The 14,077-nt window shown below is 65.5% G+C and carries 13 protein-coding genes; 5 read left to right on the plus strand and 8 right to left on the minus strand.

The annotated features are described in order from the left end of the window. Nucleotides 1–203: 203 nt before the first annotated feature. The 3 genes from ACFWFP_RS19615 to ACFWFP_RS19625 form a co-directional block, all read right to left on the minus strand. Complete coding sequence (locus ACFWFP_RS19615) at nt 204–614, minus strand: DUF4189 domain-containing protein (protein WP_379296960.1); 411 nt, start codon at nt 612–614, stop codon at nt 204–206. Between the two features lie 136 nt (nt 615–750). Continuing rightward, nucleotides 751–1,512 (minus strand): SDR family NAD(P)-dependent oxidoreductase, encoded by a 762-nt coding sequence (locus tag ACFWFP_RS19620; RefSeq protein WP_379296962.1) that lies wholly within the window; start codon nt 1,510–1,512, stop codon nt 751–753. A 44-nt stretch (nt 1,513–1,556) separates the two neighbouring features. Further along, entirely contained in the window at nt 1,557–3,338 is a 1,782-nt protein-coding gene (locus ACFWFP_RS19625; RefSeq protein ID WP_379296964.1) for an acyl-CoA dehydrogenase, read from the minus strand. 167 nt (nt 3,339–3,505) lie between these two features. On the opposite strand from ACFWFP_RS19625, the gene ACFWFP_RS19630 reads away from it, so the two are divergent. Further along, nucleotides 3,506–4,120, plus strand: coding sequence for a TetR family transcriptional regulator (locus ACFWFP_RS19630; protein ID WP_379296966.1), 615 nt, complete (start codon nt 3,506–3,508; stop codon nt 4,118–4,120). Between the two features lie 64 nt (nt 4,121–4,184). On the opposite strand, the gene ACFWFP_RS19635 is transcribed toward ACFWFP_RS19630, so the two are convergent. Continuing rightward, on the minus strand, nt 4,185–4,466 hold the full coding sequence (locus ACFWFP_RS19635) for a hypothetical protein (protein WP_379296968.1): 282 nt from the start codon (nt 4,464–4,466) through the stop codon (nt 4,185–4,187). 269 nt (nt 4,467–4,735) lie between these two features. On the opposite strand from ACFWFP_RS19635, the gene proS reads away from it, so the two are divergent. Then, a complete protein-coding gene (proS, locus tag ACFWFP_RS19640) occupies nt 4,736–6,175 on the plus strand; it encodes a proline--tRNA ligase (protein ID WP_379296970.1) in 1,440 nt (479 codons plus the stop codon). Between the two features lie 91 nt (nt 6,176–6,266). Here the strand turns inward: proS and ACFWFP_RS19645 are convergent, their stop codons facing one another. Continuing rightward, nucleotides 6,267–7,793: a sulfatase gene (locus ACFWFP_RS19645; protein ID WP_379296972.1), complete on the minus strand. Its 1,527-nt coding sequence runs from the start codon at nt 7,791–7,793 to the stop codon at nt 6,267–6,269. Nucleotides 7,794–7,985: 192 nt separating this feature from the next. Next, a complete protein-coding gene (locus tag ACFWFP_RS19650; RefSeq protein ID WP_379296974.1) occupies nt 7,986–9,602 on the minus strand; it encodes a phosphatase PAP2 family protein in 1,617 nt (538 codons plus the stop codon). 239 nt (nt 9,603–9,841) lie between these two features. On the opposite strand from ACFWFP_RS19650, the gene ACFWFP_RS19655 reads away from it, so the two are divergent. Together ACFWFP_RS19655 and ACFWFP_RS19660 are read left to right on the plus strand one after the other, a co-directional pair. Then, on the plus strand, nt 9,842–10,498 hold the full coding sequence (locus ACFWFP_RS19655; RefSeq protein ID WP_379296976.1) for a nitroreductase family protein: 657 nt from the start codon (nt 9,842–9,844) through the stop codon (nt 10,496–10,498). Nucleotides 10,499–10,937: 439 nt separating this feature from the next. Further along, nucleotides 10,938–11,183, plus strand: coding sequence for a CsbD family protein (locus ACFWFP_RS19660; protein ID WP_379296978.1), 246 nt, complete (start codon nt 10,938–10,940; stop codon nt 11,181–11,183). A 675-nt stretch (nt 11,184–11,858) separates the two neighbouring features. Here the strand turns inward: ACFWFP_RS19660 and ACFWFP_RS19665 are convergent. Next, on the minus strand, nt 11,859–12,275 hold the full coding sequence (locus ACFWFP_RS19665) for a hypothetical protein (RefSeq protein ID WP_379296980.1): 417 nt from the start codon (nt 12,273–12,275) through the stop codon (nt 11,859–11,861). On the opposite strand from ACFWFP_RS19665, the gene ACFWFP_RS19670 reads away from it, so the two are divergent. Then, nucleotides 12,274–12,858 carry a hypothetical protein gene (locus ACFWFP_RS19670; protein ID WP_379296982.1) on the plus strand — a complete coding sequence of 195 codons (585 nt, stop codon included), beginning with the start codon at nt 12,274–12,276 and terminating at the stop codon, nt 12,856–12,858. The two genes, ACFWFP_RS19665 and ACFWFP_RS19670, sit on opposite strands and share 2 nt — an antisense overlap. A gap of 271 nt (nt 12,859–13,129) precedes the next feature. On the opposite strand, the gene ACFWFP_RS19675 is transcribed toward ACFWFP_RS19670, so the two are convergent. After that, a complete protein-coding gene (locus ACFWFP_RS19675) occupies nt 13,130–14,065 on the minus strand; it encodes a fumarylacetoacetate hydrolase family protein (protein WP_379296983.1) in 936 nt (311 codons plus the stop codon). Nucleotides 14,066–14,077 lie beyond the last annotated feature (12 nt).

Here is a 14,077-nt window from a genome sequence, read left to right on the forward strand (position 1 = left end):
CCGTTTCGGTGAGAAATTCGCAGCAGGAAGGAGCGCGTCGCACATGCGCGACGCGCGACGAATCAGCGCTGGGGAGGTCTCACCGGATGTACAGCGGAAGGTCCTTAACTAGACGTCATAGTTGGGCAGCATGGTACTGGCACATAACACCGCTGTTCCAACGGTTTTCGGTGCTCATCGCCAAGCGCGGCAGGGGACCTAGATCAAGGCCGGGTGCAGGCGTGGTCACCAGTGAACGAGCCGGCGCTTCCGGTGCCGGTGGGGAGGTTGCGGGTGGCGTCTGCGTATGCCTCCCCGTGGGTCGCCCCTTTACCGAAACCCACGATCGGGAACCCCGCGACGATCGCGAGCGGACTCGTCACGACCGCGCCGCAGCCGTTCGCGAACGTCACCACCATCCGGCAGTCGATGATGCCTTGACCCTTGCACGCTCGGTCGGCGGCTCGAATGGCGTCGGCTTCCGTCGGGTGATTGACCGAAAACGCGTAGACGTTGCCCCACACGCTGAGGGAAGCGGCGCCCCAGTTGACCGGGTCGGCGGCGGCGGGCGGTGCCGCGAGGACGGCAGCGGCGCTCATCGAGAGCGCGGCGGCCGCAAAGGTCTTGTTGAACATGTGGTGTGTGCTTCCTCTGCTTGCCGACCAGGGTGCGGCGATCGCATGGAAGATACCGCAGCGCATGGACGCGAGGACGCCCCAAAAGTCTTGGGGTCATGGCAGATCCAGTCGTCCTCGACCATCACCGGCGAGCTCAGGTGATGGTGACGCCGCCGTCGACAGCGATGGTCTGACCCGTGACGTAGCCGCCGGCCGCAGAGGCGAGCCATACCGCGGTGGCCGCGATTTCCTCGCCGTGGCCGTACCGTCCGAGAACGACCCGGGGCATCAGGGACGCGGCATAGCCGTCGTCGTAGGTGTCGGTCATCTCGCTACGGAAGAACCCCGGGGCCAGCGCGTTGACGCGAATTCCCTTGCGGGATCCCCATTGCTGGGCCAGATCGCGTGTCAGTCCGATGATGGCGGCCTTGCTGGCGCTGTAGGCGGCCTGTGGCAAGCCCGCGGTGGTGAGTCCGAGAATGCTCGAGATGTTGATGATCGAGCCGCCGGCCGGCATGACGCGGCCGCAGGCTTGCGCCATCCAGTAGGAGCCGTGGAGATTGACGTCGATGACCGCGCGGAACTGGTCGGGGGTCTCCCGGGTCGCCGGGTGGGCGGAGGCGACGCCGGCGTTGTTGATCAGGACATCGACACGCCCGAACTCCGCGATGGCCGCGTCGACGACTGCCTGGCACTGTTCGGGTACCGAGACGTCGGCGGGAACGACGACAGCTCGTCGACCGGCTGCGCGCACGGATTCCGCAGTCTCGGTGAGCTTGTCGACACGGCGGGCCGCGAGCACGAGGTCGGCGCCTGCCTCGGCGAACCCCTGAGCGAACGACACTCCGAGTCCGGACGATGCGCCCGTGACGATGACGACCTTGCCGGTCATGTCGAACATTTCGAGTAGGGGCATCGAGTTCTCCTGAAACGTAGTCGAGGTGGTGCGGTGAACGAGGCTCACAGCCAGGTCGGGTCGGTATCGAGGGTGGTTCGGTCGAGCTGAGCCAGCAGTGTCAGCTGCGCGGCGACCTTGGGCAGTTCATACCGGAAGAAGTACTGCGTCGCGACGCGTTTGCCGTCGTAGAAGGCACCGTCCAGGTTGCCGACGGCGAGCAGCTGGTCGAGCCAGATCCAGGCGATCACGATGTGCCCGGCGGCTTCGAGGTAGATGCTCGCGTTGGCCAGCGAGGCGGCGCGGTCGTCGACCGACCAGATCTGTGCGGTGACCGCGACCAATTGGTTCAGCGCCGTGCCCAGATCATCGGCGTAGGTGGCCAGCGCCGGCACGGTGGAGGCTCGGTCGATGGTGTCGCTGATGGTTTCCGAGAGTAGGGCCAGACCCGCACCGTCGTGCATCGTGACCTTGCGGCCCAGCAGATCCAGGCCCTGGATGCCGTGCGTCCCTTCGTGAATGGGATTCAGCCGGTTGTCGCGGTAGTACTGCTCGACATCGAACTCTGTGGTGTAGCCGTAGCCGCCGTGGACCTGGATCGCGAGACTGTTCGCTTCCAGGCACCACTGTGACGGCCAGCTCTTCGCGATGGGAGTGAGGACATCGAGCAGAAGGTTCGCTCGATCGCGCTCGGGCCCGGTCGTTGTAGCGGCTTCGTCGACGAGTTTGCTGCAGTAGAGCCCGAGCGCCAGTGCGCCTTCGACGTAGGACTTCTGGGCCAAGAGCATCCGTTTGACGTCGGCGTGTTCGATGATGGCGACGGGCTTGCTGTCCGCGGCCGAGGCAGCGTCATCGATCGCTCGACCCTGGACGCGAGTGCGGGCGTACTCCAGGGAGGCGAGGTAGCCGGCGTACCCCAGCGCTGTGGCCAGCAGTCCCACACCGATGCGGGCTTCGTTCATCATGTGGAACATGTAGGACAACCCACGGTGCTCGGTGCCGACGAGGTAGCCGACCGCGCCGGGTTCCGGAGTGGGATCGAAGGTTCCGTCTCCGAAGTTGAGCAGTGCGTTCGTGGTGGCGCGGTTGCCCATCTTGTGGTTGAGGCCGACCAGCGCAACGTCGTTGCGCGTTCCATCGGGGAGATACTTGGGCACGATGAACAGCGAAATGCCCTTCACCCCAGCGCCGCCACCGGGGACTTTGGCCAAGACCAGGTGAACGATGTTGTCGGTCAGCTCGTGGTCACCGCCCGAGATCCACATCTTGGTGCCGGTGATCCGATAGGTGCCATCCGGCGCCGCGACGGCCTTGGTGGTGATGTCGGCCAGAGACGACCCGGCCTGGGGCTCGGACAGACACATCGTGCCGGTGAAACGACCGTCGAGCATCGGCCGGACCCAGGTATCGATTTGCTCGGCGGTCCCGTACTCCGCCAGCAGACCGGCATTGCCGGCAGTGAGGAAATAGTAGGAGGACATCGCCGCGTTGGCGGCTTGGAACCAGGTCATCGCCGCGCGGTTGACGACAGTCGGCAACTGCATGCCGCCCAAAGCTTCGTCGAACGACCCCGCAATGAGCCCTGCGCTGCGGAACTGCTCGAGGCCGTCGCTGATCTCGCTCGGCAGTACCACCTGGCCCGCTGCACCGATGTACGGCGCGTTCCTGTCGCCCTTCTTGTTGACCGGCGCGAAGCATTTCTGGGCGATGTTCGCGCTCAAATCCAGTACCGCGTCGAACGTCTCGCGTGAGTGGTCGGCGAAGCGTTCGCGACTGGTCAGTGCGTCGACCTCGAGCCACTCGTAGAGCAGGAACTCCAGATCGCGGCGGGACATAGGTGTGGACATGACATTTCCTCAGGGTGTGCCGGACGGGACAGGGTGAGGTCACCTAGTCGCGGTGCTGTGCGATGAAGCAAACGATCGGCTATGCGATTGCATAGTTTCTATACGATCGCATATCCTGCGTGGAGGAGGGTGACATGTCAACCCCATGGACCGAGAGGAGGAGTCCTGTGGACGTATCACGATCGGCGGTTCGCGATGAACTAGGTACCTCCAAGGCGGCTGCGCGGATACGCGCCGCGGCCATCGAGGTCTTCGCTGCCAAGGGATACGGTGCGGCCGGTACCCGCGAGATCGCCGCCAGTATCGGCATGAGTCCCGGCGCGGTATACCCGCACTACAAGACCAAAGAAGCGCTTCTCTACGCCATCAGCCTGGAAGGGCACAGTTCTGTCCTGGAGGCGGTCACTGCCGCCGACCACGCCGGGGCTTCAGCAACCGATCGGCTGATATCGACGGTGAACGCCTACGTCATGTGGCACGCCGACAACCACACCGGCGCGCGCGTTGCACAATACGAACTACGCTCGCTGTCGCCCGAGCACTTCACCGTCATCGCTGAAATCCGCCGGTCGACGTCTCGAATATTCTCAGAGATCATCGAAACCGGCGCTGCGGCAGGCGAGTTCGATCCCGTCGATGTCGGGGTTGCAACGTTGGCAATCACCTCACTCGGGGTCGATGTCAGCCGATGGTTTCCTTCCAAGACCTACTCCGACGCGGATGTCATCGCTGCGGGATATGTCGAACTCGCCCTCCGCATGGTCGGAGCGCGGAGGTCGTGACGCCGCTCCAGGCGTTTGCCCGAGCGGTAATGGGGCGCGGTGTTGGCAAGCGCCGCTGACCTTTTCAGTCCTCAGCGACAACTTCCTGCGGTGCAGCCGAAATGGCGGCCCGCAACGGGTCGTGCCGGGCACCTAGCCGGTGTTCGGGAGCGTCTCGGTCAGAACCGTAGAGGGCGACCTGTCCTACTCGGAGGTGGTCGGGTTCCCACCGGTAGCGGGGGATGACGTGGCCGTGCAGGTGCGGCCACAAGTTGCCCAGCACCTCGTAGTTGATGCGCAGAAATTCCGGGTCCGCGGCACGGCATGCGCGTTCGACCGCTTCGCCGAGCAGGACCATGTCGTGCACGAACGTGACGCGGTCGGCCCGTCGAGGATCCGATCGGTGCCGCCCGTCGAGGCACCAATCCGACCGTGATCGGCCGGCTGCGCAGTGGGTGGGCTGTCATCGGCAGCGCACAGCACCTGCCCGGGTACTGGGTGCTCATCCACGACGGAAACGCTGACCAACTCACCGAACTGCCGCTGCTCGCCCAAGTGCCACTGCGGGAAAACCGCAGGTCCGCAGGTGAACCGGGACCAGCAAATTCGCTGGTGGGGGGCGTTAGCCTTGTTGTCATGGCACGGGATGAGCGCGGAGTTACCGCCCAGAGCGAAGATTTCTCCAGCTGGTACAACGAGGTTGTCTTGAAGGCTGCCCTCGTCGACCGCGGACCGGCCAAAGGCACCATGGTCATTCGACCGTACGGGTACAGGATCTGGGAGCTGTTACAGGCCGAGCTCGATCGGCGTGTCAAGGAGACCGGTCACGAGAACGCCTACTTTCCGCTCCTGATTCCCCAGTCCTACCTCGAACGCGAAGCCGACCATGTCGAGGGGTTCTCGCCTGAGCTCGCGGTGGTCACGCACGCGGGCGGTAAGGAGCTCGAAGAACCGCTCGTCGTGCGGCCCACCAGCGAGACGATCATCGGCGAGATGATGGCGAAGTGGATCAGCTCCCATCGCGATCTGCCGATGTTGCTCAATCAGTGGGCCAATGTTGTTCGATGGGAGATGCGCCCGCGAATGTTCTTGCGCACCACGGAATTCCTGTGGCAGGAAGGCCATACCGCGCACGCTGACGAGGCGGAGGCTCGTGCCGAGATGGAGTTGGCGCTCGAGATCTACGAGACCGTCGCCCGGGAGCTGGCGGCGATGCCGGTCGTGCCGGGTGAGAAGACCCCCGGTGAACGCTTCGCGGGCGCTCTCGAGACGATCACGATCGAGTCGATGATGCGGGACGGCAAAGCGTTGCAGGCCGGGACCTCGCACTACATGGGCACCAACTTCGCGCAAGCATTCGGAATCCGGTACGCCGCCTCCGATGGGCGAGACACCTTCTGCCACACGACATCCTGGGGAATGAGCACCCGGATGCTCGGCGGCGTCGTGATGACCCATGGCGATGACCGCGGCCTGGTGCTGCCGCCGCGCCTGGCGCCGCACCAGGTCGTCATCGTGCCGATCATGCGCGGCGATACCGCGGCCGCCGTCGTCGCGGCCGCCGATGAACTGGCAGGCAAACTCCGGTCCACCGGAGTCCGCGTGTACGTCGACGATCGGGACCAGACGCCGGGCTGGAAGTTCAACGAGTGGGAGATGCGCGGTGTCCCTGTGCGCGTCGAGCTCGGGCCGCGCGACCTCGCTCCCGGGACAGCGGTCATGGTTCGGCGCTTGGGGGAGGAGGGCAAGCAGACAGTCGACATGGCGACCCTGCCCGACCTCATGCCCGGGATCCTCGACGATTTCCAGGCGTATCTACTCGCTCGCGCGACCGCGTTCCGCGAGGAGAACACCAGCGCTGTCGACGATTGGGCGGCGTTCGAGGCGGCCGTCGCGACGGGTTGGGCGTTGACCCTGCACTGCGGTAAACCACAGTGTGAGCTTGACATCAAGGCTCTCACGGCGGCGACGCCGCGGTGTGTGCCGCTGGCCGGAGACGCCGAAAGCGGCCAGTGCGTTCGTTGTGACGCACCGGCTTCCTACGGCAAACGGGTGATCTTCTCCCGGGCCTACTGAACCCCCTCGGGGATGGCGCCGGCCTGTTCCGCTGCCGAGGCGCACCGGGCGACCCGGCGCAACGGCGGTGGGGTCTGTGGAGGTGAGGTCGTCACCGGCAGGAGGGTCCGGTGCAGGTGGTCAGTTCACCGAGGCGGTGGTCGAGGTCGGTGACGATGTCGGCGTGGGCCGCGCGGCCTTGGGGGGTTTTGATGAGGTTGGTGAGTTGGTAGGGGTCGGCCTGCAGGTCGTAGAGTTCGTATTCGCGCTGGTCGAGGGGGCGTTCTCGGTCGTACCAGCGTACGTAGAGGTACCGGCGGTTGCGCACGGCGCTCCAGGACGGCATGTCGAGTACGTACATGACGGGGGTGTCGGTGCCGGGGATTTGTTCCTGGGCGATTCCGTTGCGGCCGTTGTCGCCGTTGCCGCCGTATTCGGCGGCGAAATCGGTGCGCCAGCCGAGGGTGTCGCCGGACAGTACGGGGGTCAGGGACCGGCCGTCGATCTGGTCAGCGATGGGGATGTCCGCCCAGTCGTAGAGGGTGGGTGCGAGGTCGATCGACAAAGCCATGGCGTCGCTGCGTCCGGGCCGGATGCCGGGGCCGCTGATCGCGAGGGGCACTCGCAGGGATTCTTCGTAGGGGGCCATTTTCTGGGTGAGGCGGTGGGCGCCGAGGCTGTAGCCGTTATCGGAGGTGAAGATCAGGTAGGTGTTGTCGAGTTCGCCGGTTCGTTCGAGGGTTTCGACGATTCCGGCGACCATGTCGTCGAGTGATTTGAGAGCGCCGAGGCGGTTGGTGTAGTCGATGTCGTTGGTCGCGGCGATGGTCGCGGACCTCGCGTCGGCGGTGTCGATCAGCCATGTGGGTTTGTCGGACACGTCGGGTTCTTGATAGTTCGGTGACCGCGGGGCGAGGGTGGGTTGGGTGCTGGGCAGGTGGCGGGGTGCGGGCGGGATGGGGAAGTGGGGGGAGGTGGAGGCGGCGTACCAGAAGAACGGCTGCCCGGAGGCGGCGGCGTCGGTGAGGAACCGCTCGGACTTGGCGCGGATCACGTCGGTTTGGTAATCGGCCGGTGCCACACCGTATTTCACGCGGGTCCCGTTTTCGTTGAGGGTGTAGTTGTAGCCGGAGTACAGGAAGTTGTCGACTCCGGCGTTCCAGTCGTCCCAGCCGGGTGGGATGTGGCCGGGGTCGTGTTCGAGGCCGTTGAGGTACTTCCCTGCCATGCCGGTGCGGTATCCGGCGTCGTGCAGGGTGGTGGCGATGGTGTGGGATTCGTTGCCGCGCGCGCGGAAGGTGTCGAAGCCACCGACCTCGCCGGCGTTGGTGAGGACACCGGTGTTGTGCCCGTATTCGCCGGTGAGGATGGACGCGCGGGCCGCGCAGCAGATCGGCATCGGTGCGAAGCTGTCGGTGAACTCCACACCGCGGTCACGGATCAGTGCCGCGGTGCGCGGCATCGCCTGCCACACCGGGGTGGTTGCCGCGTCCAGGTCGTCGGCCAGGATCATCACCACGTTCGGCCGCCGGTCTCCGGTTACCGGCGATGCCGACGCCGTAAAGACACACCCGGTCACCGTGAGCAGGACCGCGGCCGCCGCGGTCAGGAAACGACGAGACAAGCGAGGTGCGCGCATTGAGTTTCTCCTCGAGAGGGGCAACGGGGTGTTGGTTTTCTTCGCGTCCGCGCGGTGGTTCACCGACGAGATTAAGCCACCGCGCGGATCTGTTCGTGGAGCGGTGGAGTACTACAGCCGGTTTCGCCCCGCTTACTCCGAGCCATGAAGCGAGTACTCGTGCGCGCCGCGCCCGCATGGCGAATTCTCGGCTCAATGGCTCCGGCTGTGCGGGTTCGGCTCGGCCAGCCGCGGCGACCGCGTCGAAGTTGCCCCACCATCGATTTGCACCTGACCGGCTTGATCACAACCACTGAAATCTGCACCGTCGCAGCGGTGTCGCACACAAGGGAGCGCCGACCGATCGCCGGTCGAGACGGGTCGCACGACCCACCAGACGATCGCGGTCCATATTGAGGACAGCAGGATCGAGCCGATGATGTCGGTGGGGTGGTGGGCTCCGGTATAGAGTCGCTGCGCCGCTACCAGCGCCGGAATCAGGAGTGCCGCGGCGGCGAAGACCCGGTACTGCCATCGGCGTGTGGTGGCCCACACCAGCGCGGCGGTGCCGGCGTAGAGCGTCAGTGCGGCGGCGACGTGCCCGGAAGGGAAACTGGCCGTGGGGGGAAGGTCGGGATTGAGGTGTGCGACCCGGGGCCGGTCCCGATCGACGATCGCAGCGGTGGTGAGGAATAGCGTGATCTCGCCCAGTAGCGCGGTGCCGAGGAACAACACCGGTCGCCAGCTGCGCGCGATGCCCACCGCGAGTGCGGCGACGATCAGAGCGACCGTGATGATCGCGATGGTATTCCCGATCTCGCCGAACACATCGAGGATCGACGTGAGCGTGGGATTACGGTGCTCGGCGAGCATCGCCACGACGCGGTGATCCCACCCCAGGACAGCGGTGTCGGTGGCCAGGGTGCGCACCAGTATGCCGATTCCCACCAGCCCACCGACGAGCAGCACCCACGCGACCGCGAGCTCGCCGATCCCTTGCCATGGGTGCGGCAGCGTGGGCGGATGCTGAACCGGGACCGGTCGCAAGTCGTCTTCCTCGGCCGGGGCGACGTCGCCGGGTAGGGGGCCTGTGCTGTCGATCCGGGCGTCGCGACGCCATCGGTGAAAGGCGGCAGTTGCCAGTACGAGCCACAATGTGCCGAGCAACCAGCCGCCGAGGACATCGGTGAGGTAGTGCACGCCGAGCGCTATCCGGCTCACCCCGATGGCGATCACGATCCCCACCGCGAACACGGTCGCCGCGCGGCGTGCGCCCGCCTGCCAGGTAGGCGTGAAGACCAACAGCACAACGCCGTAACACACCAGTGAACTCATCGCGTGTCCGCTGGGAAAGCTCCAACCGTCCGTGGTGTAGACGGGCTCGTCCACCACCGGACGTAACCGTGCGACGAGCTCTTTGACGACCGGGTTGAGGATCAGGCCGCCCGCGGCGGTGAGCACCACGTAGACGGCGAGTCGGGGGAGACGACGCAGCAGCAGCCAGATCGTGGCGACGGTCAGCACCACAACCAGCGTGCTGGTCGCTCCGAGTTTGGTGATGCCGGTGACTATGTTTTGCAGGGCCTTGTTATCCGCCACCACGGCGACCAGGTGGTCGGTGACCGTTTGATCTGCGGTCTGCATCGGTTCCCACCGCGTCCGGACCAGTGCGGTGAGCACCCCGAACCCGATACCGATGCCCATAGCGCCGAGTAACGCCGCGGCACTGCGGACAGCGAATCGTTCGGCGGCCTCGGCCTCGCTGTGATGCGCGACGACGGAGCTGTCAGCGCCCGTCGCGACATCCCCGTCGCGTTGGTCGACAGACAATGCAACACCTCCTGCGATCATGCGGCGTCGCCGACCAGCGAGAACCGCGACAGGCCACCAGTGAACTCCGGTTGCCGGAAATCGTTGTTGTTCACGGTTTCCCGTTACAGGCGGTCGCAATCAATCGAGAAATCACTGGCGCGATCCCCGCGATCCCCGCGGTCGTGGGTACTTTGAGATGCGCACCGTCGACTACATGACGGGGCGATCCTGAGACCGAGCGCAAGATGGGAGAACCTATGACTGTCGAGTTCCCGCATCTCGACCTGTCCGCTGACGAGGTACTGACCACGACCCGGTCGGTGCGCAAACGTCTCGACCTGGATCGGCCGGTGCCGCTGGAGGTGGTCACCGACGCATTGGAGGTGGCGCTCCAGGCGCCGTCGGGCAGTAACCTGCAAGGCTGGCATTGGATCGTGCTGACCGATCCCGAGCCCAAGAAGATCGTGGCGGAGTACTACCGCAAGTCCTACACCGCCTACGCTGCGGCGGGTGCGGCCGTGCGGCAGGCGAAGCCGCCGAAGGACGCCGATACCGCGGAGAAGGTAGCTTCGAGTGCGACCTATCTGGCGGAGGTGATGGAGCAGGTACCGGTGCTGGTGATCGGTGCGATCCACGTTCCGGGTGGGCAGCTGCCGGAGGGAAACCAGGCCGGTCTGTGGGGTTCGCTGCTCCCCGCCGCCTGGAGCTTCGCGCTCGCACTGCGTGAGCGCGGCCTCGGGTCTGCGTGGACCTCACTGCATCTGGAGTACGAACGAGAGGTCGCCGAGGCGCTGGGAGTTCCCCCGAGTATTCGGCAGGGCGTGCTCTTGCCTGTTGCCTACACGAAGGGCACCGACTTCAAGCTTGCCAAACGCGCCCCGCTCGACACAGTACTGCACGTCAACAAATGGTAGTGCTGAGCCGATTCGCCCACAGCTTCGTCTACGCCGGCGGTCGAGAAGCTCTACTTGGCAGCGCGGGTAGAGCAGAGTCCGGTGGCCGAAGCCGACGCTGAAAATTGGAGAGAGGTCGCCACCGTGCCGGGCCGCAGTCAGCTACTTCGGCGGCGTTGACCTCGACGCTGTTGACGTCGGTGGCGGGGCCCGAGCCAGGCTACGGCCCCGTAGGCTCGATCGGTCCACGCCCCTCGACCTCTGCGACGCCGCATGCTCAGCGCTCCTCGGATACGCAGTAGCCGCCCGCGCGCATGACCGGACATCGAGAAGGCGCGACCGCGGGGTAACCGACGGCGCCCATCACGCGAAGCGTGCGGCCGAATTCGACCCTGGTTGGTTCGGAGGAGTCGGGGTATGCCGGAAGCGACAGTTCATCCTTGCGACGAGAGGTCAAACTATGCCCGAGCACGGTAACGGAGTTCGCGAAGGCGTCGAAGGCGTCGTCGAAGACGTCAAAGGCAAGGCCAAAGAAGCCGCCGGTGCGCTCACCGGCGACGACAACCTCAAAGAAGAGGGTCAGGCCCAGCAGGACAAGGCCGAGTCCCAGCGCGAGGCTGCCGGCAAGGAAGCCGCTGCGGAGAAAGCACGTGCTGAAGCCGACATCGATGAGGCGCGCCAAGCAGCGCATCAGCGCGACCGCTGATTTGGGCTGCTGACACGGTGGGAGGGGCTCGGACGAATTCGTCCGAGTCCCTCCCACTCTTGTATGCGTGTCCTGTCGAGAGTAGTGACGGGGCATTCATCTTCCCGAATGGTCTACGCTAGCAGCCTCATTCGGGGTCAGAATGTCAGAGCTGCGCCGGTCATGGGGGTGGCGAGTCTGGGGGTCGGTGCCTGGAGTCGTGGCTGCGGCGGTCGCGGTAGGCGCAGTGGCGGGGTGTCCGATACCGCTAGTCGAGCGGTGGCCGATGCCTATCGGAAAACTGAACGATCTGGTTTCGAGCCATGTTGGTCCATCGAGTATGGAATCGCCAGAGCACCAACTCAATTCGACCGCCCATGTGCTGTGCTACTCGAGGATTCACAGTACGTAGGCGCCGAGAGTGATCAGGGGTTGCTGGCCGCTGCACAGACGTAGCTCGCGGTCGTGCGTGCGCGGTGTAGCCAGCACGGAGCATCCCAATCGGGGCATACTGGACTCCCATCCCCAAGAGACGGCTCGCGGGGCACCGCAGTTACCGGCGCCCCGCGAGTACGACCTTCACGGTGGCTGTCAGTGTCCGGGAACGGATGTCGATCGCGTGGACGCTACCGGTCTCGCGGTTGGCCACGCAGGCAATGTGTCGGTGGGTGCCGATGACGATTCCGTGCGGTCGGGTCAGTGTGTCACGGCGTCGGCGGAGCGGTCACCGAAGGGGTGTCGCCAGGTGCGGCGTGCGCTCGCACTACGCGGTGTCTTCGCGAGCACGGTCCCCTTCTCCTTCGGTTCGACCGAAGGACGGAAGGTCCGCCCGCTCGTGCCGGTGCGACGGGCGAGCCGAAGATCGGCCTTGGTCTGACGCAGGCGCAGCGACGAACGGTGCGCGCCGGCGGTGAGCAGGACCAGGCCGAGCATGCCGAGGGCTCCGAGCACGACTGCCCACAGGAACAACGTGCCCGACGTTGCGGTGATGTGGTAGCCGAGCAGGCTGAAGTCGTTGCTGAGCGTGTGGGCGGGTCCGCTGTTGCTCAGCACACCCGCCGTGCCGATCACCACCGCGGCGATGAGCAGGACCAGGCCGACGAAAACAATCATGACAGTCTCCGAATCCGGTTACACCGGTATACATGTGGTGCCGCCCGCCCGCCGGCTGCGTGCGAGTCGTGCCGATGAGCGGACCGACGATCGTGATACCACGGTGCACAGCGACCCGGCGTCACCGCCCTTCACTCCGTGGAATACCCCGATCCGAGCGGGCGACACAGTTGTCGGCGCGCGATCGTCGAGATGTCACCGCTGGCGATCGGAAGGCCGGTCCCCGAAAGCCTCACCGCGGGTCCGTGATTCGGGGTGGTACCGGCAGAGTGGGGTCGTCGAACCGCCGCAGCACGAGTACCGCGAAGAACCCGTTCGGCTCGAGCCCCTCGCCGGCCGCCCCGCCAGATCTTCCGTGGTGGCCTTCCCGACCAGGGAGCACCGGGCCGGCAAGTCCGCCCTGAACCAGCTGATGCTCAGCTTCGCCGCGCGTCACGGCGACGACCCGCGCACGTTGCTGCTCGTCGCACCGGGCTGGGTGAAGACCGATCTAGGCGGCCCCAGCGCACGCCTGAACACCGACGAGTCCATGCCACGCCATGGGCGCGCTCTGAAAGCGCCCACAGAAACCCCACACCTTTGACCGGAATCAACGCGAATCCATGGGAATCGTTGAGAACGCTCGTTTCGTGAAAGAGCCCGGTACTGAGCACTACTGGGCCATTTCGGGGAGCGTCTGGACAACTGGAATCCGCGCCGACGGTTCCGATCGTCTGAACCGTGCCCGATGCTTCCCGAATCTGCTGGTAACAAGCATCTTTCACGTGGGCGACCGCGCTGGACGGTTCTCATCATTCCTCCTCGACGACAGCGATGCGGACGATCCGGTAGGCAGTGCTTGCCCGAGGCGATCGCTACGCGTCCCGCACGGTCGTGCGTTGCCTTCCGAGATCGATGGCGCCGTCATCGGTGGCGACTGTCGCTTCGATGACGTCACCGTCGCGCAGGTACTTCGGGTTCTTGGTCTGGCGGTCGAAGAACAGCTTCCACTTGATCTCGGGTGGCAGCATCGCGCCGATGATCTCCACCGGCTTGGGTGGGGCGCTGATCGCGGTTCCCACCGGAGTTCCGGTGAGCAGCAGATCGCCGGCCTCCATCCGCTGGAACCGGGACAGCGCCCGCACGGTCTCGAGCGGTTGGTAGATCATGTCCGCCACGGTCATGTCCTGGCGCTTCTCGCCATTGACCCACAGCCGTAGCCGCAGGTCGACGAACCGGTCGAGTTCGCCCGCTTCCAGGAGAACCAGCGCCGGTCCCGTCGGGGTGAAGGTCGGGTACGACTTGCCCTCGTAGTACTGGGTCTGCGGCAATTGTACGTCGCGCGCGGAGATGTCGTTGGTGACGACGAGTCCCGCGATGTAGTCGCCGAGATTGCCGGAGTCGATCTCGGTACCGACGGGCATTTCCCTGCCGAACACCAACCCGATTTCGACTTCGTAGTCCAGGAGTCGCACGTGGCTCGGACGGACGACCTCGTCGTGGGGGCCACTGATCGATCCCGATGCCTTCCTGAAGAAGGTGAGCGGGACCGATCCGGGATCTCCGCCGGAATCCTTCACATGGGAAGCGAAGTTCGTCATCTGGGCGACCACCCGGCACGGGGCCGTGACCGGGGAGAGCAACGAGAGTTCGTGCACCGGGACCAGATCGGTGTTTCGCGCCGCCCGGGTGATCGCGGAGCGGTCCGCGAGGAGGGCGGCGGTCGTGGTGGCGTCGGTCGCGATCCGGGCCGCGCCCGCGGAGGTCAGCAGCCACCAGCCGTCGATCGCGCGGAGAACGGTGTGTGCCATGAACGCTACTTC

The organism is Nocardia sp. NPDC060249, from assembly GCF_042728755.1.
GTDB lineage: Bacteria > Actinomycetota > Actinomycetes > Mycobacteriales > Mycobacteriaceae > Nocardia.